The sequence below is a fragment of the Sporolactobacillus mangiferae genome, assembly GCF_023336505.1.
GTDB lineage: Bacteria > Bacillota > Bacilli > Bacillales > Sporolactobacillaceae > Sporolactobacillus > Sporolactobacillus mangiferae.
Genome location: NZ_JAMAST010000003.1, coordinates 1 through 25,137, shown reverse-complemented (window position 1 = coordinate 25,137; position 25,137 = coordinate 1). Strand labels below are relative to the sequence as shown.

At 41.9% G+C, this 25,137-nt stretch carries 21 protein-coding genes; 17 read left to right on the top strand and 4 right to left on the bottom strand.

The features are described from left to right. The first annotated feature begins 261 nt into the window (after nt 1-261). The 3 genes from M3N64_RS04385 to M3N64_RS04375 all read left to right on the top strand — a co-directional run bounded on the left by M3N64_RS04385 (nt 262) and on the right by M3N64_RS04375 (nt 3,955). Entirely contained in the window at nt 262-1,491 is a 1,230-nt protein-coding gene (locus M3N64_RS04385; RefSeq protein WP_249098667.1) for an MFS transporter, read from the top strand. Next, the gene (locus M3N64_RS04380) at nt 1,484-2,284 is read left to right on the top strand and encodes an IclR family transcriptional regulator (protein WP_249098664.1); all 801 of its coding nucleotides are present in this window, start codon (nt 1,484-1,486) and stop codon (nt 2,282-2,284) included. Before M3N64_RS04385 ends, M3N64_RS04380 begins: the two co-directional genes overlap by 8 nt. A gap of 417 nt (nt 2,285-2,701) precedes the next feature. Beyond that, nucleotides 2,702-3,955, top strand: coding sequence for a Zn-dependent hydrolase (locus M3N64_RS04375; RefSeq protein ID WP_249098661.1), 1,254 nt, complete (start codon nt 2,702-2,704; stop codon nt 3,953-3,955). A 154-nt stretch (nt 3,956-4,109) separates the two neighbouring features. On the opposite strand, the gene M3N64_RS04370 is transcribed toward M3N64_RS04375, so the two are convergent. Next, nucleotides 4,110-4,649: a DUF3231 family protein gene (locus M3N64_RS04370; protein WP_249098659.1), complete on the bottom strand. Its 540-nt coding sequence runs from the start codon at nt 4,647-4,649 to the stop codon at nt 4,110-4,112. A gap of 236 nt (nt 4,650-4,885) precedes the next feature. Between M3N64_RS04370 and allB the strand changes: the two genes are divergently transcribed. Continuing rightward, nucleotides 4,886-6,280 (top strand): allantoinase AllB, encoded by a 1,395-nt coding sequence (gene allB / locus M3N64_RS04365; protein ID WP_249098654.1) that lies wholly within the window; start codon nt 4,886-4,888, stop codon nt 6,278-6,280. Nucleotides 6,281-6,629: 349 nt separating this feature from the next. On the opposite strand, the gene M3N64_RS04360 is transcribed toward allB, so the two are convergent. Continuing rightward, on the bottom strand, nt 6,630-7,076 hold the full coding sequence (locus M3N64_RS04360; RefSeq protein WP_249098651.1) for a hypothetical protein: 447 nt from the start codon (nt 7,074-7,076) through the stop codon (nt 6,630-6,632). Between the two features lie 339 nt (nt 7,077-7,415). On the opposite strand from M3N64_RS04360, the gene M3N64_RS04355 reads away from it, so the two are divergent. Together M3N64_RS04355 and M3N64_RS04350 are read left to right on the top strand one after the other, a co-directional pair. After that, nucleotides 7,416-7,925: an Rrf2 family transcriptional regulator gene (locus tag M3N64_RS04355; protein ID WP_249098649.1), complete on the top strand. Its 510-nt coding sequence runs from the start codon at nt 7,416-7,418 to the stop codon at nt 7,923-7,925. Continuing rightward, entirely contained in the window at nt 7,912-10,575 is a 2,664-nt protein-coding gene (locus tag M3N64_RS04350; protein WP_249098644.1) for a YhgE/Pip domain-containing protein, read from the top strand. Before M3N64_RS04355 ends, M3N64_RS04350 begins: the two co-directional genes overlap by 14 nt. A gap of 424 nt (nt 10,576-10,999) precedes the next feature. Here the strand turns inward: M3N64_RS04350 and M3N64_RS04345 are convergent, their stop codons facing one another. Further along, nucleotides 11,000-12,349, bottom strand: coding sequence for a TrkH family potassium uptake protein (locus M3N64_RS04345; RefSeq protein ID WP_249098642.1), 1,350 nt, complete (start codon nt 12,347-12,349; stop codon nt 11,000-11,002). 206 nt (nt 12,350-12,555) lie between these two features. Next, nucleotides 12,556-13,212, bottom strand: a complete 657-nt coding sequence (locus tag M3N64_RS04340; RefSeq protein ID WP_249098639.1) for a potassium channel family protein — start codon at nt 13,210-13,212, stop codon at nt 12,556-12,558. Between the two features lie 399 nt (nt 13,213-13,611). Here M3N64_RS04340 and M3N64_RS04335 point away from each other — a divergent pair, with 399 nt between their 5' ends. From M3N64_RS04335 to M3N64_RS04285, 11 genes are all read left to right on the top strand, one after another. Further along, a complete protein-coding gene (locus M3N64_RS04335) occupies nt 13,612-13,860 on the top strand; it encodes a hypothetical protein (protein WP_249098635.1) in 249 nt (82 codons plus the stop codon). 415 nt (nt 13,861-14,275) lie between these two features. Next, the gene (gene galU, locus M3N64_RS04330) at nt 14,276-15,163 is read left to right on the top strand and encodes a UTP--glucose-1-phosphate uridylyltransferase GalU (RefSeq protein WP_249098632.1); all 888 of its coding nucleotides are present in this window, start codon (nt 14,276-14,278) and stop codon (nt 15,161-15,163) included. Between the two features lie 40 nt (nt 15,164-15,203). After that, entirely contained in the window at nt 15,204-16,523 is a 1,320-nt protein-coding gene (locus tag M3N64_RS04325) for a UDP-glucose dehydrogenase family protein (RefSeq protein ID WP_249098630.1), read from the top strand. Nucleotides 16,524-16,591: 68 nt separating this feature from the next. Then, the gene (locus tag M3N64_RS04320) at nt 16,592-17,251 is read left to right on the top strand and encodes a sugar transferase (protein WP_249099412.1); all 660 of its coding nucleotides are present in this window, start codon (nt 16,592-16,594) and stop codon (nt 17,249-17,251) included. A gap of 2 nt (nt 17,252-17,253) precedes the next feature. Beyond that, on the top strand, nt 17,254-19,035 hold the full coding sequence (gene pssD, locus M3N64_RS04315) for a PssD/Cps14F family polysaccharide biosynthesis glycosyltransferase (RefSeq protein WP_249098628.1): 1,782 nt from the start codon (nt 17,254-17,256) through the stop codon (nt 19,033-19,035). A gap of 5 nt (nt 19,036-19,040) precedes the next feature. Further along, nucleotides 19,041-19,520 carry a PssE/Cps14G family polysaccharide biosynthesis glycosyltransferase gene (pssE, locus tag M3N64_RS04310; protein ID WP_249099410.1) on the top strand — a complete coding sequence of 160 codons (480 nt, stop codon included), beginning with the start codon at nt 19,041-19,043 and terminating at the stop codon, nt 19,518-19,520. Nucleotides 19,521-19,562: 42 nt separating this feature from the next. Then, the gene (locus M3N64_RS04305) at nt 19,563-20,663 is read left to right on the top strand and encodes a glycosyltransferase family 4 protein (protein ID WP_249098625.1); all 1,101 of its coding nucleotides are present in this window, start codon (nt 19,563-19,565) and stop codon (nt 20,661-20,663) included. 41 nt (nt 20,664-20,704) lie between these two features. Further along, a complete protein-coding gene (locus M3N64_RS04300) occupies nt 20,705-21,691 on the top strand; it encodes a glycosyltransferase (RefSeq protein WP_249098623.1) in 987 nt (328 codons plus the stop codon). 94 nt (nt 21,692-21,785) lie between these two features. After that, complete coding sequence (locus M3N64_RS04295) at nt 21,786-22,754, top strand: polysaccharide pyruvyl transferase family protein (protein ID WP_249098620.1); 969 nt, start codon at nt 21,786-21,788, stop codon at nt 22,752-22,754. Between the two features lie 64 nt (nt 22,755-22,818). Next, on the top strand, nt 22,819-24,372 hold the full coding sequence (locus M3N64_RS04290) for a lipopolysaccharide biosynthesis protein (protein ID WP_249098616.1): 1,554 nt from the start codon (nt 22,819-22,821) through the stop codon (nt 24,370-24,372). Beyond that, on the top strand, nt 24,369-25,109 hold the full coding sequence (locus M3N64_RS04285; RefSeq protein WP_249098613.1) for a glycosyltransferase family 2 protein: 741 nt from the start codon (nt 24,369-24,371) through the stop codon (nt 25,107-25,109). The genes M3N64_RS04290 and M3N64_RS04285 overlap by 4 nt, the downstream gene beginning before the upstream one ends. Nucleotides 25,110-25,137: the final 28 nt, after the last annotated feature.

Genomic DNA, 25,137 nt, shown 5'->3' with positions numbered 1-25,137 from the left:
CGCTGAATAACGAAAAAGCAGCGGTCATTACTTAACCATATAAATTATCTGAAAAAGAAATGTGTCAGATTATCTGACGCATTTCTTTTCTTATCGCAAAAAATAGCATAAAATTAATTTTGTTTTTATCTAACAGGAACACTGTTCCATTGAACGGAACGATTCGTGATCTCATCATTTTGGGTGAACAGCCAATTTTAAAGAACCACACTGGGTTACCGCATCACACACATATCAGAAAAAGAAGGGTAGAGAAGAAAAATGACAGAGTCAGGCAGCACGGTAGAACGGAATGAGACAATCGGGTCTTATCAGCATAAGACATTATGGGCATCTATTGTAGGTTATGCGATGGACGGACTGGACATGATGATGCTTTCATTTGTTCTTCCGCTGATTATTGCCGCTTACAGCCTGAACGCGGCACAGGCAGGAAGCATTTCGACCATTACCATGCTTGGTGTAGTGGTCGGCGGGTATACGTTTGGCATTCTTGCCGACATCTATGGACGTGTCCGCATATTCACGTGGACCATCCTTGTGTTCTCTGTATTTACCGGACTATGCGCATTCGCACCAAACTTTGAGACGTTTAATATTTTCCGCTTTCTTTCCGGACTTGGTCTTGGCGGGGAATTCGGCATCGGCATGACACTCGTAACCGAAACCTGGCCGAAAAAACTGCGCACGCGTGCGACTTCGTATGTCGCTCTGGGCTATCAGGCAGGTACCATTCTGGCGACGCTGACGGCTGCTTTTATTGCACCTCATTTCGGCTGGAAGGGCGTTTTTCTTGTTGGCGTTTTGCCGGCACTGCTTGCGTGGTGGTCGCGCCGCAGCCTGAAAGAACCCGATATCTGGCTCAGAACTAAAAATAAAAAGCAATCATCTATTTCCATCGTAGAACTGTTCAGGAGCTGGCGCATTACCGGAACAACGCTCGGGCTGATTATCATTTGCAGTGTACAGAATTTCGGTTACTTCGGCATCATGAACTGGATGCCGACAATGCTCGCGGAGCAACATCACTACACCATTAACGGTACCGTTGTTTGGACGATTTCCACAGTCATAGGAATGGTCATAGGTATTATCACGTTCGCCTGGCTCGCTGACAGATGGGGACGCAAACCGGCATATATGACTTTTCAGATTTGTGCAGCGCTGATCGTCTGGATCTATTTTCAGATTGACAACCCGACACTGCTTGTCGTACTTGGCTCTGTCCTTGGTTTCTTCGTCAACGGGATGATGGGCGGATACGGCGCGCTTCTTGCCGAACATTATGCGACGAGCGCACGGTCCACTGCTGAAAATATTATCTTCAACACCGGACGTTTTCTTGGCAGCTTCGGCCCGCTGATTATCGGTTTCATGGCACTGAATCATTCACTCAGTGCGGCACTTGGCACAATTTCCTTTGTCTATATTCTCGCGGCGCTGTCGATGCTTTTACTTGTTCCGGAAACAAAAGGCAGGGAGCTTGCATAATCAGGAAAAGGGCGTGTTCACGATCGAATGGATGAATCGCTTGGTTAAGGTGATGGATCAAATCAGTGATTGCCCGGTCGGCGGTGTCGGAATAGCAGAACTTTCCAGGCAAACGCTGCTAAGCAAGGGGACGCTGCATCGTATGCTGCAGAGCATGATTGACCATCAACTCGTGACGCAAGATACGGAATCAAAAAAATATATGCTCGGTCCGAAATCGATGGCATGGGGAAGTGCCTTCCTTCAGAATCGTGATCCTGTCGGTCTGCTTGCACAGTATTGCCGGCAGGTCGGGGAAGAGACAGGACTGTACGCCTTTATCTGCCGTTATCAGGCTGATGAAATATTCTGTACGCACACACATCAGCCGTCGAGCGCGGGCAACAATTTTTTTGTCCATGTCGGACAGCGGATGCCGGTGCACGCAGCGGCAGCTGCCCAGATCATTCTGGCATTCCAGTCGGAGGAAGACATCAGCCGCATGATAAAAAAAGAGCCGCTGAATCCTTATACACCGCACACACTGACAGATCCTGAGAAACTGTTGGAGAAGATCCGCGTGGCGAGAAGCGAAAAAGTTGCTTACTGCAGTCAGGAACTGGAGCTTGGTACGTCGGCACTCTCGGCCCCTGTTTTTCATGGGGAAAATCGGGCAGCGATCAGCATCAGCCTGGTTGGCGAATATCAATATTTTGATGCGCATAAAACAGAACTGATCCGGTCTTTGCAGTGCATCGCAGACCGGGCAAGCAATCATCTAACTTCAATGCAAAGGCTGAGTTCGTTATTTTAGGAGAACAGATTGCTGTCAGAAGGGGGCGGGCAGAAACCATATTTTTCTATGAAAGTACTCTCCCCCCAGATAAGGAGAATAATAGCATTGTTTTGAGCACTGGCACCGTCCTGTATTCGGATCGTTTTCGCCGATTACTGAATCTGTGGTGACTGAACCAGTCTGAAGAACCGGTGATTTTTTATTCAGCATAGCATAGCCCTTAATTAGAAAACCTGGCTTTGCCAAGCTCTGACGGAGGCAAAGATGCCGTCGCACTTAAAGTGTAAATTCAAGAGTATAAAAACAAACAGAGCAGTCGGCTGACAAAGCCGGCGCTCTTATCTTTTTAAGTACACAGGTTACATGAGAAGCACAGAGAGACAGCGACATGCGTAATCAATCATTCAGGAAATGCAGTGAGGATGGCGATCAGCAATGGTTAAGGCAGAACGAGTAAAGGCAACAATGGAAGCATTAGGGAAAATCGGCAGTACCGAACGCGGAATGATGCGCCTCGCATACAGCGAAGAAGAAAGGCAGGCAACCGATTATTTTATCGCTCAATGCAAAGCTGCCGGAATGTCAGTACGCACGGATGCAGCCGGCAATGTGATTGCCCGCAGATCCGGTACCTGTTCGAACGCTCCGGCAATCGGAATTGGCTCGCATCTTGATACCGTTATCGAAGGAGGAAAATATGACGGATCACTCGGCATTATAGCAGCCCTGGAAGTAGTACGTGATCTGAACGACCATGGCATACGAACACAGCATCCGATTGATCTTTTTGTTTTTGCCTGTGAAGAATCGTCGCGTTTTGGTTTTTCGCAAATCGGCAGTAAAGTTTTGGCCGGACTGATCACGCAGAAAGACATTGCTGATCTGACCGATAAAGCAGGAAACACCATTCAAACGGTCTTTGCTAATCGCGGCCTCGACTTCGGCAGGCTGGGCGAAGCACAGCTGCCAAAGCATGCGCTTGCTGCCTTTATGGAACTGCATATCGAGCAGGGACCGATACTCGAAGGAAAAAATCTGCCGATTGGCGTGGTCAGCGGTATCGCCGCTCCGACTCGTTTCAACATATGTGTGAGAGGACATGCCGCTCACTCAGGTTCGACACCAATGAATCTGCGCCAGGATGCCCTGATCGGTGCCGCGGAAATTACAATCGAACTTGAGAAAGCAGCACGCCGGGAAATGCAGCATGGAACGGTTGCCACCGTGGGTGACATTGAAATCGCGCCAGGGGCGATGAATGTTGTCCCGGGTGAAACACATCTCAAAGTCGACATTCGCAGTATTTCACGTACATCTAAAGACCGTGTCGTCAAATGTCTTTATCTTTTTCTTGATCATTTGCGCGATACGCGCCATCTGCAGATTGATTGTCATCTGCTGAGCAATGAAACGCCTGTACGCATGGATCCTCAAATGATTGACATGTTCGAAAAGATCTGTCAAAAGCAGAATATCAGGTTCACGCATATGCCTAGCGGCGCGGGACATGATACTATGAATATGGCAGCGCTGTGTCCTGTGGGTATGATTTTCGTTCCATCCGCCGGAGGAATCAGTCACCACCCCGATGAACACACAGACCTTGCCGAGATCATTACGGGTATCGACGTGTTAAAGGCGGCCGTTCTTGAACGGGCAGTTGCTGAACCCACAGAAAAGCAAGTGTGAAAAGAAAATGGCGATATTCTCAGGCGGAAACTGAGCGAGCAAGGTGTTCAATGATGAAAAAATAAGCAGCACGGGAGCACATAGAGTGTCTAATAACATGCCCAGATTAAAAATCCATTGCATCGTGAAGTAGATGGAGGTGGCTTTTAAATTTTTAAGACTGTTGTGTATAAGCGGGAGGGAATCTAAGCCATCCTTTTTTTAAAGCAAGTTTCTTTGCCTTGACCCCAATGATCAGCTTGTCAGTCTGAAATTTGAAAAACATAATGGCGACATCTTCACGAACGCTTTGGCTCGCCGCGAGTGAACACTGCCCGATTGCAGCAACTAAATTAATTTGAAGAACATTGATTAATTCTTTATCTGACTGTTTAACACTGCCAGGAATTAGCGCAGATGACTCCGGCTTTATCGAATAGCCGTCAGTTGGCGTAATTCCTTCTTTTTTCATAAATTCATCGATTTGTTTTTTGTGCGATATCGTCACTGCATAGGCATCTTCAAAAAGTTTCAGAAGCTCTTTATCTTTTGTTGTATGAAGAGCAATCTGGTACTGCTCAATGACTCCGTCAATATAAGATCCATATGTCCAGAGAGCCATAACCTCACCAATATGAACGGGTCTTTTTTCTCCATCTGAAAGTGAACGTATCGTACTCAAAGCTACATTAGCAACATCAATAATACTTGGCATAATCGCACCTCGTTTTTAGATTATAATTCCAAGGATCAGAAAATATATGCACGGTACAGATAATTAGCCCAGAAAACCTACACTCAGAAAACACAGGACTCTGGTTTTCAGCGCCTGTAACTTATTGCAGAATTGACGAATAGGCTGTCACATGGTAAGTCTATGTAGAGAAGATTTCAGCGGGATTTTTTCGCTGATGCAGAAGGATATAAAAAAAAACGAATCGAGGCGGATACATGAACTGGGACTGTGTCATTAAAAACGGAACCATCGTCACACCAAACGATACGTATAAAGCCGATATTTATATCAAAGACGGGAAAATCGCCGCGATCTCATCTGAACCGCTCGAAGGAAATACAAAAAGAGAAACTGACGCTACCGGAAACTACATACTGCCCGGACTAATCGATGTGCACGTCCATTCACGCGATCCGGGACCAATCTATAAGGAAGACTTTTTCACCTCAACTCAGGCGGCCGCCGCCGGCGGAATCACCACGGTTTTTGATATGCCGAACACGACACCGCCAACGCGTGACGCGGCCAGTTTTCAGGCGCAGGTCGCCAACCTGACACCAAAAGCCCATGTTGATTTCGGTCTCTGGGGCATTGCGCTCGGTCCGATGAATAATGCCAGTCTGCCTGAGCTGCATGAATCAGGTGTCATCGGCTTCAAATATTTCTGGGGCTATGCTGTCAATAAGAACACGTTTCAGCTGACTTACAATTATGAGCCAGGCATGAGTGATGTGCTGCCGCCGCTGACCGACGGCGAAGTGTACACGATTTTCCAGCATGTTGCCGGAACCGGCAATGTCCTTGCGATTCACGGCGAAGACAGCAGCCTGATCCAGGTGCTCACCGAACAGGTGAAAAGAACAGGACGGACTGATTACGAAGCCTTGCTCGACGGCCGCCCGAATCTTGCGGAAGAAGTCACCGTTCAGATGGGCACTGCATTCGCGCGCGCATCCGGCGCAAAGCTGCATGTCCTGCACGTCACTACTGCTGAGGCGGCCGAAGCCATTCGCCGTGCGCAGGCCGGGGGCGCGCCCGTCAGTGCCGAAACCTGTCCGCACTACCTGTTCCTCAGCAATGAGGACTATCCGAAGGTCGGTCCGGTCATGAAAATCTATCCGCCGGTTAAATACAAGAAAGACCAGGATGCACTCTGGCAGGCGATCAACGACGGTACGATCACGATTGTCTCTTCAGATCATGCACCGCATACACCGGAAGAGAAGACGGGAAGCCTGTGGGAGATTCCTGCCGGGATGCCAGGCACCGAAACGATGGTCCCGCTCATGCTGAACGCGGTTAACGAAGGCCGGCTCACATTGCAGAAGCTCGCCGCACTCATGTCCGAAAATCCAGCCAGGCGCTTCGGCATCTATCCGCAAAAAGGCTCGCTCGCGGTCGGTACCGATGCCGACATCACGATCATTGACATGAACAAGGAAGCAACAATCAGGGCGGCGAACCTGCACAGCAAAAGCAAAGTGACCGCCTACGACGGATGGAAAGTGAAGGGCATGCCCATCGAAACAATCGTCCGCGGCGAAACCGTGATGAAAAACGGTGAAATCGTCCACACGCCGATGGGCCGGGTCATTAAACCGGCAAAATAAAAAGACGACAAAGCGCAGACCTCCTGCACAGGTTTGCGCTTTTGTTGTTTGACGGAACGTTGAAGGCACGCAGAATCCGTGCAGATGAAAAAAGAGCATCAGCACGGGCTGCACACGTTCCCCTCGGATAATCAGAATCCTCGATGTCACTGCTGGAGTGAGCAGTACGTGCACTGTCCCTGGTAATGAAAACAAAACAGAGCTGAAAAAGGCATAAGCCGATTGCCGGGCTCGTGCCTTTTTCATTACAGGAATGTTCAGGGCATCCAAATGACTGTTCAGAATGCATCGCAGGATAAAAACATGCAAGCGGCGGGGCCGTAAGCAGGCCGCATGAACACCGAGCCAATCAATACGGCTGGGCAGGATAAAACATCTCGTCTGTTTCCCAGGATTCAACGATCTGTCTTGCCATTGGTAACGGATATCCGGTCCCCATCAGATAAGCGATCGCCGCTGTTTCTCTTAATGCGTGGGGGAACGATGTGTGCTTTCCTTCTTTAAGGCCGTACTTAACGAGCGGGTCAATCGCAGACAGAACGGCATTTTTCAAGTTCTGAGTATCAGGCTTTTGAGCAGGTTTCTGGACCGGGCCCATAGATGGGTTCGAATTACTGTAGGGACTCATGCCTGGATTCATGTTTTGATTCGGATGACTGAAAGGGCTCATAGCCGGATTCATATTTTGATTTTGATTACTATTTCGATTACTGTAAGGATTCATGGCATTTCGATAGGAATTCGTACAATCCGGGCATTCATTCATTGGAAAATCATTCTGCTGTCCATACATCATATTTCGGGTCACTCTCCTGATTGATTTGGGTTTTTAACAACAAATACACTGTATGTAGGCGGCGGCCATTGGTTAACGGCGAAAGCCCAGGAGACAAGATGATCATCGAAAAAGTGACAGCGAAGTAAGGATACAAGATGAAACACAGGCTCCGTCAGTTGTTGTTTTTTTCGCTTGAATTTTATTGTATCTGCCACCCGCTGCAAAGAAATTTCTTACAAAAAATATAGAAAATAAAAAAATAACCATAGACAAAAATAATCTATGGACTTTATTTATCTATGGATATATAATAACCACGTAAACAATTCCCGCCTGTCAAAAGAGGTGAACCATTTAATGAAAATGAAAAGCGGCGTCGAGCAGGCCATCTGTATTCTTGCCATGCTTGCAACACAACTGAACCAACGCCCATTGAAGAGCTTTATTCTCAGCAAGCGACTCCAGGTGTCGGATTCTTATTTGAAAAAAATTGTCCGGCATCTGGTCGTTGCTGGGCTGGTTATTTCTTCAGCAAGCAAAGAAGGCGGATTTTCACTTGCCAAATCGCCGTCCGAGATGACGATGCTGGATATATTTGAAGCCATTGAAGGTAAAAAAAGTGCGATTCAATCCTCACATTTGGCTGAGCGCGTCTTTTTTTCCAACGATCATGTGATTCAGAAAGAAAACGAGGTACTGAATATTTTTGGCGAAGCGGAGCGCTTATTCAAACGGAGACTGAGTCAATTTTCACTCAATGACGTTCTGACCAGCCACGATTATGAGAAAAAGCAATTCGACTGGGTAAGCCTCACCGATCAGTCAGTGCAAGGAAAGGCAGGAGACAGCAGCAATGATCAGAAGTGAATGGAAGAAAATTATGACAAACAGGAAACTGATCGTGATTCTTTGCGGAATCATGGTTATTCCGACACTCTATGGGCTCATTTTTCTCTCCTCCTTATGGGATGCTTATGGGAAAATGGAAGAACTTCCCGTTGCCGTCGTCAATCACGACCACAAAGTCAGCTACCAGGGCCAGCAGTTAGCCGTTGGTGACGATATGGTCAGGCAAATGAAGAAATCCAAGGCGCTTGACTTTCATTTTGTCAGTGAACACGAGGCGGAAAAAGGGCTGGCGAACGGCGATTATTATATGATCCTGACGATTCCCGGCAGCTTCTCAAGTCATGCAACCACACTGATGGACAAAGATCCGAAGAAAATGAATATCACCTATAAAACCAATGCCGGAAACAACTTCATCGGCTCTAAGTTCTCCGAATCCGCTGCGGTGAAGCTGCGTGACCGCGTGTCCAATGAAGTCGCAAGCATCTACGCGAAAACGATGTTTGATCAAATCGCCGAAGCAGGCAGCGGCATGAGCAAAGCCGCTGACGGCAGCCAGCAACTGAAAAAGGGCATCAGTCAACTCAGTAGTGGAAACAGCAAGGTAACCGGCGGTTTGAAAAAACTTGCATCCAGCAGCCTGACGTTCTCTGACGGCGCCAACACATTAACCGAAGGGCTCAACCAATACATTGCCGGTGTCCAGCAAGTGAATCAAGGTGCTTCAGATCTGAATAACGGACTTCGATCACTGCGCAGCAAAGTCGGTCCGCTCAGCGAAGGCGTTTCATCACTCAGCAGTGGTGCGGATCAGTTGAACGGCGGCGTAAGTGCGTATACCAAAGGCGCGTCGGATCTGAACGCGGGTGCCGGACAACTCAATACAGGAATCAATACGCTCGCGGCCAAAGTTGCGCCGCTTCAATCTGGAGTTTCCCGTCTGAACAGCGGTTCATCCCAACTCAGTTCTGGATTGACTGACTACACCAATGGCGTTTCTCAGTTGAAAGACGGAACAGCCGCGCTGAACACCGGCATACAGCAGCTGAACAGCCAGGTGCCGGGAATTGTTTCCAGCTCTCAAACACTGGGCGATGGACTGCAAAGGCTAAGTTCAGGAAGCGCGCAGCTGAATGGTGGGTTGAGTCAGTTAAGCACCCAGGCAAACAGCAGTGCACAGCAAAAACAAATGAAAGACTTGCAGACAACGATCACAACTTTAGGACAGACCATTTCAACTGTCCAAGACCAAGCAACGAAGGACAGCTTAAATAAAACGTTGGGACAACTTCAAGATCAGCTTGCGGACTTGCAAGACCAAAATCAGCAAATGGGCGCAACGCTCACCCAACTGCAAGCAGCATCAGACCAGCTCAATACCGGCCTGCAGGAAGCAAACGATCAAGTCCAAACCGCAAATAAACAATTGCCAGCATTCAGAAGCGGTGTTCAAAAGCTTGCGCAATCCAGTAACAAGCTGGCAATTGGAGCAAGCAATCTGGCGCAGAACAGTGATGCATTGAATCAAGGTGCTGATCAGCTGACTACCGGCCTGGGTCAACTGAATCAGCAGCTTCCGTCATTAGGTGGTGGGGTGAAACAGCTGCAATCCGGAAGCAACAAACTGTCAAACGGTACGCAGCAGCTGGCTGCCAACGGATCGGCACTGCAAACCGGATCCGCTCAGCTCAGCCGCGGTCTCCAATCGCTGAATGGACAGATCCCATCACTGACCGGCGGTATCAGTCAACTGGCGGACGGCAGTGCCTCACTATATTCCGGCACGCAGCAGCTCGCTACACAGGGCGGTGCTTTGACAAGCGGCGCGCAGCAACTGAGCAGCGGATCCCAGGCAATTCACAACGCTTCCGGCCAGCTCGCAAACGGCTCCAGTCAGTTGGGCGACGGCATAACCAAACTCGATTCCGGCGCGTCAAGCTTAGCAGGAAAACTATCGAGTGGAAGCAAGCAACTGAGCAGTCTTCATCCGAACAAGCAAACGTACCAAATGATGTCGAGTCCGGTAACCGGCAGGCATACTGAAGCATCCGATGTACCGAACAACGGAACCGGCATGGCCCCGTATATGATGGCGATCGGCCTATTTATCGGTGCAGTTGTGCTTAACCTTCTTTACGATAAATACAGCCCAAGCACAGAACCAAAAAGCGGATCCGCATGGTGGGCAAGCAAGATGTCCGTGCTCGGGGCAGTCGGCGCCTTGCAAGCCGTACTCATGTATTTCCTGCTAAAAGTAACGGTGGGCCTGCAGCCGGTCGATCCCGGACGAACCCTGTTTATTCTCATCCTGACTGCACTGACGTTCATGGCCATCGTTGCTTTGTTCAACCTGCTCTTCGACAAAATCGGCGCCTTCTTAATGCTCATTCTGCTCGTCCTGCAGTTAGGCGGTTCCGGTGGCACCTATCCGATCCAATTAACCAATGGATTCTTTGAAGTAATTCATCCGTATTTGCCGATGACCTACGTCGTCCACGCTTTGCGTCAGACACTGTCCATCGGCGGCAGTCTCACTGAGGATCTGATCGTGCTCAGCGCCCTGCTCATTCTCTTCAATGGCCTGATCATCGTGTTCTTCGCACTGAAGAAGCGAAGTCTTATCAAGACCCAGCAGCAAAACCACACACAAATCGTAACAGGAGATTAACAGACCGAAAAAAGCGCTTTCTCATTTACTTGAGAAGCGCTTTTTTTATTGATCGATGAAAAAAGTTGCACCGAGCCGAGAGACTTCAACCGAACCAGGGAAAAGTTGGACCGAACACCGCGAAAGTTCAACCGAATCAACGAAAAGTTGGACCGAACACCGCGATTCTTCAACCGAACTGAAGATAAATCGTAACGAAACCTACCAAAGTAGTAACGATGCTAGTAAAAATCGTAACGAAGCTCCTCAAACTTGTAACGAAGCTCCTCAAACTTGTAACGAAGGCATCGAAAATCGTAACGAACCACATAAAAGTTGTAACGAAATTCGCACAAGTCGTAACGAATTTCGTCCCTCTCTTCTAACGAAGCACCTCAAAATCGAAACATCGCGTCCCACTATCCAAAACTACATCTCTGTCTGTTTACCCTGTATAAATCTCACCATCTGGATAGCGAATATCAACATGCGAACGTTTTGTGACGGAGAACGCCAGCGTCAGCGGCCCGACTTTTCCGAAGAACATCAGAATCATAATCACGACTTTGCCGAACGGAGTCAGATCTGCGGTCGCACCAATCGTTTCCCCAGCGGTTCCGAATGCGGAAACCACTTCAAACAGTATAACCAGAAACGGCTGATTCTCCGACAGACAAAGCAGGAACAGCCCGATCAGCACTGCGAGCAGCGAAATGGAGATGACCGCTACCGCGCGCACGATTACCTGATGGCGGATCGTACGCCTGTAAATCACTACTTCGCGCCGCCCCTTTAAAAAGGTGAATGCCTGAGCGATGACAATCATGAACGTCGTCAGCTTGATTCCACCGCTCGTTGATGTGCTGCCGGCGCCGATGAACATCATCAGCATGGTCAGCAGCAGCGTCGCCTGACTGAGCCCTGCCGGATCAATTGTCGTCAGTCCAGATGTGCGCGGTGAGATGCCTTGGAAAAAAGCCGCCCACATTTTGTCGCTGAGCCCGAGTGGGCCAAGCGAACGCGGATTATTGTATTCAATGAGGAAAACAGCGAGCACAGCAATACAGTTGAAGACCAGTGTGCCGACGATCATCACCTGTGCATGCAGCGACAGCCTGCGAAACCGATGTGTGGAGAGCAGTTCGGCGAGCACGGTGAATCCGATCCCGCCAACGGTAATCATCGTGATCATCGTCAAATTGATGAGCGGATCCCCGACGTAGGCGCCCATGCTGTCAGGAAAAAGTGAAAAACCAGCCTGATTAAATCCGCTGATCGAGTGGAACAGGCTGTAGAAGAGCCCTCTTGCCCAGCCAAACTCCGGAACAAAGCGAAGTGCAAGAAAAAACGCGCCGACAAGCTCAATCGCAAAGGACAGGACAAGGATCCAGCTGACGAGCCGGATCACCCCGCCGAGCGATGGCGCGTTGAGCGCCTCCTGCATGAGCTGCCGCTGGCGAACGGATACCTTTTTTCCAAGTAAAATAACAAAAAAAACGGCAAACGCCATAACGCCGATACCGCCGACCTGAATCAGTACCATCAGTACAAGCTCACCGAAAAAGGTAAACGTCTCGTTTGTGTCAAAAGGAGACAGGCCGGTGACCGTCGAGGCCGATGTCGAAAAGAAGAGTGCGTCCAGCCAGGAAATCGGCCGATGCACGGCAATCGGCAGTTTCAGCAGAAGTGTACCGATGAAGATTAAGACGAACAGCAGCATGGAAAGCAGAAGAGGCGGGTTCGTAGAGATATTTCTAAAATTGATTTTTGCAAACAGTTGATGGACGGAGTGCATTACTTTTCTCCTTAATATGTATGTAAAGGATAGTGCGATTCGTTGCACGGATTGGTGCACTTGCGAAAAGTTACGGTTTCCACATCTGTTCGCGAGCGGAAAGATTAATCGGATCCGCTGCAATGCAGAAGAAAGCCACATTTTTAAAGTCACCGATCCACACAACCAACTTTATAACCATGATCACAGGCGGTAATCGATGATGATCAGATGCCTTCCTTCTCAAACCGTTCGAGATCATCCGTCTTGCCGATGATCAGCAGTACATCGCCATGCTCCAGCTTCAGTTCGCCGATGCTGCGTACAATGATGCGGCGGCCGCGACGGATCGCGATGACGTTGCATCCATAGTTTGCCCGCACGTCGATTTCCATAATCGACCGCCCGATCAGCCGTTCGGTGACTTCAATCTCGATAATACTGTAATCCTTGGACAGTTCAATGTAATCGAGGATTTTGTTCGCCGTCGCCAGATGCGCAATTCGATAGCCGATTTCAACCTCCGGACGAATGATCTTATCAGCGCCGAGCTTTCTCAGAATCTTTTCATGGTAATCATTCTGAGCCTTGGCCCAGATCTCCTTCACACCGGCTTCCTTGAGCAGCAATGTGGTCAGAATGCTCGCCTGAATGCTGCGTCCGATCGCCACGATCACATGGTCAAAATTCCGAATACCAAGAGCCTGCAGCACCTTCTCATCGGTCGAATCCGCCTGCACCGCCTGTGTGACGAATTCGGAGAGATCATTCACTTTATCAAGGTCAATATCGATCGCGAGAACCTCGCAGCCCATATTTGTCAGCTCCATGCTGATACTTGAGCCAAGCTGCCCGAGACCAATCACCGCAAACTGTTTGTTCATTATAATCGATCCTCAGTCCACAAAATTGTCGGAATTTACGTTCGTTCTAACTTCACTTTATGTGAACGCCCGTTTGATGTCAAATTCTGCCCAAAAAAGCATAAGCAAAAAATAGTTTTCGACAAAACATGCAGGAAGCGAAGAATCCTTGTCCATTAACCACTCAGACCCATTTTATTGGCGAAACATGACAGGGCAGGAACTCGTGATCACCGGTGGATGCGGCACTGTCAGACAAGGAATTCCGCCCGAAAATCGAGAACATATTTATCAATAAAGCTAATGTTGTTTTCTTCTGACCAAGGCAATGTTGCGTGTCACGAGCCTCGCAGATGGATGTGCCCGCGGCAAGCGAAATTTGACAAAACCATCAATTAAAAAGAAGGGAGATTGGAAGAAATGGCGCGGTTTGCGTTTTACCATGAATCCATTGACAATCGGACAATCTCAGACGCATATAACAAACCGACAGCGATCATCGAAGCAGCTGACATCGAAGCGGCATCAGAGCGTTTCTGTCAGAAGTACGTTTTGAAGCAGGTAGATCTGGAGAAGCTGCCGGAAGGAGAGTACCGCCTGTACACCAGGACAACACGGCCTATCTGGCATCGTCAGGAACATGTGTATGACATCACATCCGCGGACTAAAATGGCTCGATCGACAGATATGACGATGAGCTGGACACGATTTCATAACTGAAAATACAGGAGCATAAGCGCCTTTTGAAACATACTTGTAAACAAAACGTAAATATGGAGAAACAAAACGCAACAAAAGCCGAAACATCAATTCTCTGTGACTTTCTTCCCATACTTTCCTCTTTTCATAAAAGTAAAATGTGCTATAATGCATATAGCTCAGGCGAGCTAAAAATGTCGAGTTTTGGCTATATCATGCAGATAAATAGTGTATAATAAGAGAATCCTGGGTTCTCGCTCTTTCCATTTTAAGCTGATTTTAATAGAGATAAGTTAGAATTGTCCTCAATACTCAGCGAGACGCCATGACAGAATTTTCCACGACAACATGATCTGTGTCTCCATTATCTTAGGGGGTTTTTTGATGAAGAAAGTCAGAAAAGCGGTCATTCCGGCTGCGGGGTTAGGTACACGCTTCTTACCGGCAACCAAGGCCATGCCAAAGGAAATGCTTCCCATTGTCAATAAGCCGACAATCCAGTATATTGTCGAGGAAGCTGTTCAGGCTGGTATTGAAGACATTATTATCGTTACCGGCAAAGGAAAACGCGCCATTGAAGATCATTTCGATATTGCATACGAACTGGAACAGAATTTGATTCAAAAAAATAAATTGGACCTGCTTGAGAAAGTACGTGAGCCATCCAGAATTGACATTCATTACATTCGTCAGAAATCGCCGCAAGGTCTGGGTCACGCTGTTTGGTGCGCCCGCAACTTCATCGGTGACGAACCGTTTGCCGTTCTGCTTGGCGACGATATTGTTCAGGCGGAGACTCCGTGCATTAAGCAATTAATCAATCAATATGACAAAACGGGTGCATCCTGCATCGGTGTCAAGGAAGTGCCGGAGAATCAGACACATCGCTACGGCATCATTGATCCGAAATCCCAGGATGGCCGTCTGTATGATGTTCGCAAATTTGTTGAAAAGCCGAAAAGCAATTCACCATCCAACATGGCAATCATTGGCCGCTATGTGCTGACCCCGGAAATCTTTGATTTTCTTGACAAGAAGGAAATTGGTGCCGGTGGTGAAATACAGCTGACGGATGCGATTCAGAAACTGAATGAACTGCAGGGTGTATACGCTTATCAGTTCGAAGGCAAGCGCTACGATGTCGGTGAAACACTTGGCTTCGTCCTGACTAACATTGAGATGGCGCTCAAGGATGAGAGCATTCAGAAAGACGTGCTCAAGGGCATTGAGAAAATTCTTCATGACAATAAACTGCCACTGGAAAACAAGTAACATCCGGCTGTTCATTTAATGATGATTGTGAGGGTTTCGAATGAAGATAGCGGTGATTGGAACCGGCTATGTGGGATTAGTTACAGGTGTTGCGCTGTCGGAGATTGGAAACAGGGTAACCTGTATTGATGTCGATCCGAGTAAGGTTGAGAAATTGAGCAACGGTATTCCGACCATCTATGAACCAGGTCTTGAAGAACTGATCCGAAAGAATCTTGAATCAGGGAATCTGAGTTTTACCGCAAAACATCAGGAAGGCCTGAGTGACGCAGAGGTTGTCTATATTGCGGTCGGAACACCGCAGCGTCCGGACGGTGCGGCAAATCTTGACTATGTGGAACAGGCTGCGCGCGATATTGCCGCGAATATTACCCGGAATGTCATCGTTGTCATTAAGAGTACGGTTCCGGTTGGCACGAATTTTCATATTAAAGACTTAATCAATAAAAACACAAAAAACGGTATTCAGATAAAAATCGCTTCAAACCCGGAATTTCTCCGTGAAGGTTCGGCTGTTAAGGATACCTTCCACGGCGACCGGATCGTGATCGGAACGGAAGATGAACAGACAGCCGACATTCTGGCCGAACTGAACCAACCGTTCGGCGCGCCCATTGTGACAACGGATATTTCCAGCGCGGAAATGATTAAGTACTCTTCAAATGCTTTTCTGGCAACGAAGATCAGCTTTATCAATGAAATCGCCAATCTGTGCGAAGCCATGGGTGCCAACGTGGAAGAAGTCGCGAAGGGTATGGGGCTGGATCACCGCATCGGTCCCGATTTCTTAAAAGCAGGAATCGGCTACGGCGGATCCTGCTTCCCGAAAGATACCAATGCGCTTGTTCAGCTCGCCGGCAATGCAAACCATGATTTTAATCTTTTGAAATCAGTGATCGAAGTCAATAACCATCAGCAAGTATTACTGCTTAATAAAATCGAATCCCGCTTCGGAAGCATTCAGGGTAAGCGTGTTGCCGTTCTGGGACTTGCATTCAAACCCAACACGGATGATCTGCGGGAATCACCCGCTTTTGTCATGATTCCAAAGCTTTGCGCCATGGGCGCCGATGTGATTGCTTATGACCCGATTGCCGTCTCCAATGCAAAGAGACAGCTGGGCACAGACATTGACTATACAGAAGACCTGCATGAAGCACTGAACAATGCTGACTTTGCAATCATCATTACTGACTGGCCATCAGTAAAGAATGCAGATCTGGCCATTTTCAATACACTCATGAAGGAACCGGTCGTCTTTGACGGCCGCAACTGTTACGCGCTGGACAAAGTGAAGCAGGCAACGCTTGAATACTATTCAATCGGACGCCCCGATCAGGCACCGGAATTGATTGGGTAACAAGAATGAATGGGCAAACGGAGGAACAAACGATGGCTCTATCAAGAACTGAGATTGAGACTCGCTATATGAAACCAACAACAAAATATATATCATCCACTGGACTTGTCATCAATAACAGCAAATCCTATTTATTTATGAAAAGACTGATGGATATTCTGGGAGCACTGGCAGGTCTTATTTTGTTATCTCCGGTTTTCTTGCTTGTGGCTCTGTTGATTAAAATGGAAGATCCGCATGGTCACGTTATTTTCAAACAAATTCGTGTCGGAAAAGATGGCAAAGAATTTTATATTTATAAATTTCGCTCCATGGTTTCCAATGCGGAGCAGCTGCTTAATAAGCTGCTTGACAAAAATGAAACAACAGGTGCTATGTTCAAGATGAAAGAAGATCCACGTGTGACGCGGATTGGTCATTTTATCCGTCGCACGAGCATTGATGAGTTGCCACAGTTCGTAAATGTCCTGAAAGGCGATATGAGCCTTGTCGGTCCCCGTCCCCCGCTCCCACGCGAAGTCGATGAATACACCGAATACGATATGCAAAGACTATTAGTGCAGCCTGGCTGCACCGGCCTGTGGCAAGTCAGCGGGCGGAGTAATGTCGGGTTTGAGAAAATGGTGGAATTAGATATTAAATATATTAACAACAGGTCATTTTTCGAAGATATGAAAATTATTTTCAGAACTTTTGGAGCAATGTTTGGCTCTAGGGATGCGTACTAACAATGATAAGTGATTGGGTGAAAAGCTTGAAAAAAGTTTATTTTATGAAATCGAGAATAGCCTCAAATTGGTATGAATTTATATTTTTCCTTTCGTTTGTATTAGTGCCAATCATTGACAGTCTTAATGGGTATTTGCTGTTTACATTTGGACAATCTGTTTTAGGCCAATTGTTCAGAACTGTTGTGATATTAATATTTTCCACCCTTATAATAAAGTATAGTAGTGCACCTAAGCTTTTGAAATTGTGTTTACTGATTATTCCGCTATTATTATTACAGATAGGCTACTTTTTGATATATCATTCAATTCATGGCCTTGTGTTTGATTTAACAAATATTTTCAAGATTATTTTTATTATTGTTTCAATTGAAACATTTAGAGTGTTGAAAAAGGAAGAACTCGTTTCAAAGGGCACCATAGAAAATATACTTAATTTTTGTCTGATTTTGTTTCCCTTAACAATTTTAATACCTAAAATTTTAGGTGTTGGGTATTCAGCCTACAGCAATGGAGGAGGATACTCAGCTTTTTACTATGCAAATAACGACATTAATATAGTTCTGATCGTTTTATTAATATATTCTTTGGATTTACTTTTTAATAGTGTGTCTTTACATCAATTTAAATTTCGCTATCTTTTTTTACTTATTTTAATGGTGGTTGTGACACTTTTAATTGGATCAAAATCTAGTATAGCATTCTTTGTTATATCGATTTTAATATATCTATTGCGCAGTTTTAGAATTAACTCCATTAAATCTAGTATTAACTTTCTAGTTGGTATACTTATTTCTGTTTCAATATTTTTAATGTTGGTCTTAACGGTGTTTGCACAAACAGTTGGAAAAATAATTGAGCGAAATCTATATTTTTTTAGAATTTCAAATAATATTATTGATTATATTTTTAGTGATAGAAATTTATTCTTAGATTCAGCATTACATTTTATTTATTCTGATCATATACTGCCAAAAGTTATATTTGGTATTGGTTTCTATCAAAAAAATGTAAATACAGGCATTGCAGTTTCACATTTTTTTGGTAGCGCACCCCGGCAAATTGAGATGGATATCTTTGACACCTTCTTCGCCTATGGTTTGATTGGTTTTATACTTATTTATGGATACATTTTTTTAATATACATTAGGCATCTTGTTTATTCAAAAAAGAAAAAAGAACTTTTTGGATATAATTTAAGCTTTATTGTAATTATTGCATTTAGTACATTAGCTGGTCATGTGCTTTATTCTGCATTGTCAGGAAGTTTTTTAGCATTAATTTGTTCTATGCTGTTGATAGAAAATGATGAAAAAGATAGCAAAACAGATATATGTTTAATCAGTTCTTCGGGAGGCCATTTAGAACAACTTAAAAGATTGCTACCGATTGTGAAGGAGTACTCACATACAATTATTACTGAAAAAAACACATCAACATCCAATATGAATAATTTTTATGAGGTCAATTATTTGATTCAACAAGATCGAAAAAAAACATTATTCATATTGGTTTATTTAATAAATTTTTTAATATCTGCAGTATTTTATTTGCGGTTTAGGCCGAAGATAATTATTTCCACTGGTGCTGGGGTTGTTATTCCTTTTTGCCTAATTGGGAAATTATTCGGTTCGAAAATTATTTTTATTGAAAGTTTTGCAAAAGTAAATTCTCCAACAATAACAGGAAGAATTGTATATAAATTTGCAGACCAATTTTACATTCAATGGACCGATCTCAAAAAATGCTATCCTAAGGGGATATATAGGGGGACTATTTATTGATTTTTATGACTGTTGGGACCCAGAAGTTTTCATTTGATCGGCTTTTCAGGAAGATGGATGAGTTAGTGAGTAACGGATCAATCATAGATAAAGTGATTGGGCAAAAAGGCGTTACACATTTTGTTCCTTCGAGCTTTGAAACGTTTAATTATATTGATGCACAAACCATGGAAAATTATATAAAACGATGTGAAATACTAATAACACATGGGGGTACGGCATCGATAATACAGGGACTAAAATTTGAAAAAAAAATTATTGTAGTTCCAAGAATTAAAAAATTTAAAGAACATGTTGACAATCATCAAATTGAAATTGCAAGATTTTTTGAATCTAAAAATTATGTTGAAACAGTTTATGATATTTCGGAATTAAAAGAAAAAATTTTATTAGTCAGGCGTCGTCATTATGATAAATTTACAAATGATAATACCAGTCTATTAAATTCTATCGACAGTTTCATTAAAAAGACTTTTGGAAAATAAACTCATGCTGGAAGAGAGTGTTTTGTTATGAATGTATGTTTGTTGACAAATGCGTATCCAAGTAAAGATCATTTATATAAAAATGCATTTATTCATAGAAGAGTTCTTGAATATAAAAGGAAAGGTATTAATGTTGAAGTTTTAATTCCCTCAAATAAATATAGTTCATATATTTTTGAAGGAATTAAGGTTGTTGAAAATAATATACATTCTCTAAGAAAACAATTAAATAACTATAAGCCTCACAAAATAATCATACATTTTTTAATGCCTCCAATAATGAGTATTATCAGTCAACTTGAGTATGAACCAAATATTTTTATCTGGATACACCTATTTGAGGCGACAAGTTGGAAGAGGAGAGTATTTAATATCAATTATCGTTTTCCTGGTTTTGTATTGAGAAATATCATCCAATTAAGTAAATTAAAAAAATTTGTTTTAGAAAATAAAAGCAACAAAAAAATACACTATATATTTGTCTCAAATTGGGTAAAGAAAACAATGGAGAAAGATATTGGAGTTAAAATTGAAAATTATTCAATTATACCTAATTTAATAGACGGGAGATTATTTAATTATAAAAAAAAATCAACTGAGGATATAAAAAAAATCCTTTTGATTAGGCCATTTAATACAAAAAAATATGCAAATGATCTAGCAGTTAAATTTATTTTGGGAATAAGCAAAAAAAAATATTTTAACAAAATAAGTATTACAATATATGGCGAAGGGAGATACTATAAGAAGCTAATAAAAAAAATCGTTCATTTCCCCAATGTACATTGCTATAATCATTTTTTATCACAAAAAGAAATAAAAAATGAGCATGACAAAAATGGCATATTTTTATGTCCAACTAGACAGGATTCTCAGGGGGTCTCAATGTGTGAAGCTATGTCCAGTGGCTTGGTTGTTTTGACATCTAATAATTCAGCAGTTCCTGAGTTTTGTACACATGACAAATCTGGAATGCTTTCAGACAATATAAATGAGATGATAAACCAATATGAAAATTTATACAATCATCCCTGGAAATTTTTAGAAATTTCCAAAACGGCTTCGGAAGAGATACAAAAGAAGTGTTCCTTTACAGAAACAACTGATAGGGAGATCTTACTACTTCTTACTAAACAAGGCTGATGAACATGACCTAGTCATATCTAGCAGGAGGATATTGAAACTTGGACAGATTTCCATTAGTATCTGTAATTTTGCCTGTTTATAACGTGGAAAAATATTTAAATGTTTGTCTTGATTCATTGCTAAACCAGACATATAAAAATTTGGAAATAATAGCAGTCAATGATGGCAGTACTGATAAGAGCAAAGAAATACTGGAATCATATATAGGAAGATTAAGGAAATTTAAAATTATTAATCAAAAAAACTCTGGATTATCTATGGCTAGGAATGCAGCATTGTCATATATTACTGGAAAATATTTATATTTTTTGGATTCTGATGACTATTTATTGTCTAATACTTTTGAAAACCTTGTGACATCAGCAGAAAATTATAACTTGGATTTAATTAGATTTAACGCAAATGTTATTTTGGATTCCGATTTGTCTGAAAATTATTTCGCAGTGGGTGGTAACTATGATGACAATGGTATCTTAATTTCAAATAAAATTTATGGAATCAATGAATTTGTACACCTTAATACAAATAGAAAAATATTTAGACCCGCTGTTTGGTTATATTTTTATAAATCCAAAGTAATCATAGATAATCACATAAAATTTTGGCCTCAAATTAAACATGAGGATGAATTATTCACACCAATGGTTCTTAAATATTGTAATAGGATAGCATATGATCCTAATAAATATTTTCAAAGACGACTTCGGCCTAATTCAATAATGACTTCAGATATAAATGCAGATTTTATGTCTTTTGTCTCAAAAAAAGTAATTATAGAAATACTAAATTCTGAACGAGAAAATAATAAAATATTTAATAAATTTATTATTTTTAGGTTGTCAGTAATATATGAAAGTATGCTTAACTACAAAGTAATGTACAAAAAGAATTTGCTACAAAGTATAGATGAATTATCCATGTTAAAAAAATTTTTTATACGATTAAAATATGTTGTTAAAAAACAAATCAAGAAATTGCTTAAGAAAATGAAAGGAAAAAAATATGAGATCAAGAATAATTTATAAGTATTTTAAAATGAATTTTAAATTTATTTTTTTGTGCTTTATGGGAAGGTTCTCACACCATACAATAACCGGTATCTCTAGATCAGACAGAAAAATGATTGTTTTTCAAACACCAACGCATGGGAATTTAGGAGATCAGGCTATTGCATATGCGCAGAAGGAATATATTAAGATGCATTTCAGAAATTACAAGTATATTGAAATTCCATATAGAGATGTTCTTAAAAGTATAAGATCAATAAAAAATATTTTAGGATCAGAAGATGTTATTTTTATTCATGGGGGAGGGAATATGGGCGATCTATACTTCTGGGAAGAATCTATGAGAAGATATATAATCAAGAAATTAAAAAATCATTTCATTATTTCATTTCCTCAAACGTTTAGCTATAGTTCGAGCATTATTGGGAAAATTGAACTCAGAAAAAGCTGCAACATCTATAGTAAATGTAAAAACTTATTACTTGTAGCACGCGAGACTGAATCATATAGACTTATGAAACAGCATTTTGTTGGAGCTAAGATTGTTATAACACCGGATATTGTATTAAGCTTGAATAAAAAGAAGGAAGACAGAAAAAGAAGTGGTTTATTATTGTGTTTCCGAAATGATGAAGAACAATTTATTGATGATGATTTTAAAAAAAACTTAATAAAGTTCATAAAATCAAAGTATAAAAAAATTCAAGTTAGTGACACAGTCATCAACAAGGAAGTAAACTCCCAAAATAGAAGTAGAGAATTAAACATTCTATGGGAAAAATTTAGAAACTCAGAAGTTGTTTTAACTGATAGGCTTCATGGAATGATATTTTCTGTTATTACATGTACCCCCTGTATTGTATTCAATAATTACAATCATAAAATAAAGTCCACATATCAGGACTGGCTTAAGGATATCCCTTTTATACGATTTGTGGATCTGAATGAATATGAAAATACAAATACAAATGAAGTTTTTAATTTGATAGCGGAATTAAAGCACATAAAGCAGAATGAATGTACGATAAATTTCAACAAAGAATTTGAAACTTTAACTCAATATATTCGAAAACTAGTTTAAAGTGAGCAACTAGTCATTGTTTACTGCTTAAATTATACATGTATTTATTTAAGGAGTTTTAAAGGTGTCTAAAAAAGCGAATGGAGAAACTTCTGCTGTTGTACCCCAAACAAACCGAACGACTAACACAGTTAAAAATTTATTTTTTGGATTCGGAAATCGACTTGTAATTCTAATTTTAAGTTTTATTAACCGTTCTTTTTTTATTAATATATTGGGAGCAGAGTATTTGGGGCTTAATGGCTTATTTGTGAATGTATTATCGATGCTGTCCCTTGCAGATTTGGGATTAGGAACAGCCATGGTATACAGTTTTTATCATCCTTTAGCACAAAAGGATAAAAATAAATTGGCAGCATTAACGCAATATTATAAAAAGTTATATAATTATATTGCGTTTTCCGTTGCGTGTATTGGAATTTCACTCGTTCCTTTTCTAAATACAATAATAAATACTCAAAAAGAAATTCCTTATTTGTGGTTGTATTATTTATTGTTTTTAATAAATTCTGTTATTTCATATCTTTTTGTTTCTAAGATTTCAATTCTAACCGCGGATCAGAAAAATTATATTGTTTCTAGATATAGTACTATCTTTCAAATAATAATAAGTATTTGTCAATTAATTGTTTTGATTATATGTCATAATTATGCTATTTATATAACAGTTATGATCGTATGCACCGTTATCAATAATTTATTATTGGCTCGAAAAACCATAAAATTATATCCATATATTGAAAGAAAAGTTAAAATTAGTAAAAATGAGCGTTCTGAAATATTTTTGAATATAAGATCGGTCTTTCTTTATAAGGTTTCTGGGATATTATTAAATGGAACTGATAATATAATCATTTCAAGTATTATTGGGACAATTTATGTCGGATATTATTCAAACTACAACATGATATTAAATGCCATCAGTCAATTCGTTTCTACTGTATTTACATCGACGAATGCAAGCATTGGGAACTTAATTGTAAATGAAGGTGAAGAAAAAAGATATCAAATATTTAAAACAATGACAATGATAGCCTTTTGGATTGGAGGATTTTGTTCGGTATCACTTTTTATTTTAATTAGTGATTTTATTGAGTTGTGGATAGGCTCAAAATATGTTTTTAATGAATTAACACTAATCGCAATAGTGCTTAATTTCTATCTGAGTTGTATTATGCAACCAATATGGTCATACCGTGAAGCAACAGGATTGTTTAAACAAACTCGATACATAATGTTTTTTACAGCTATTTTGAATCTCTTTCTTTCTCTCTTACTTGGTTACAAATTCGGAATTGGTGGCGTAATTTTCGCTTCATTTTTAGCACGTATACTCACATATTATTGGTATGAACCAATTATTTTGTTTAAGAGTTATTTTAAAAAATCTGCTAAATATATGTTCACCCAGTATTTGATTCAATTTGTAATAATGATTGGTATTGCTTTAATAACATACGCAGCAACGAGTGTGCTCCAAGAAGTAACTTACATTAATTTTATACTTAAGTTGATCATATGCGCGACAATTCCCAATATTGTATATTTTTTAGTTAACTATAGAACCACCTCATTCCAATTTTTGGTTAAAAAAATAACAAAGAGGCGATTAAATTGATCAGTATACTAATACTATCTTATAATGCACCGATATTCACAAAGCATACATTAACGAAACTTCAGCAAACCAAGTATGTTGAGTTTGAAGTTATAGTACTTGATAATAATTCCAACATCCCGACAAAGAAAATGCTCATTGAAATGAAGAAAAATGGATATATTGACAAATTAATACTTGAGACAGAAAACAAGTTATTTGCTAAAGGTAACAATATTGCTTTTCAACACTGCAGCCCAGGCAGTGATTATGTATTATTGCTTAATTCAGATATTGACATCAGGGATGATACATGGCTAAGCAAATTATTCAAAATTCACAAAAAGGGAGCAACCGCGTATGGAGTTTGTGAAAACAATCCTGTCACTAGAGGTGATGGTTTCTGTTTTTTGATAGATAAAGATCTGTATGCAAAGTATAAACTTGATGAAGAATTTGAATGGTGGTGGGCAGTAACTAAGCTACAGGCACAACTCTTGAACAATGGATTCACTGTTACAGCAGTAAGGAATTTTGCCGAATTGCTTCATCATTATGGAGGAATGTCAGGTCAGGCATGGAAAACGGCAAAGGGAATGAAAATCGAAGGGGAGAAAATAAAAACGTGGTATGACAATGCTGTAAGCAATCCGGTTATTATTGATAAAATTTCTGGGGAGAAAAACATATATTCACCACTAAGTTTGACTAATGTAGTTGCTTTTTTAAAAAACATTAATAAAAAGATATTCAAATGAAATTCTATAATTTTAATATATGACGATA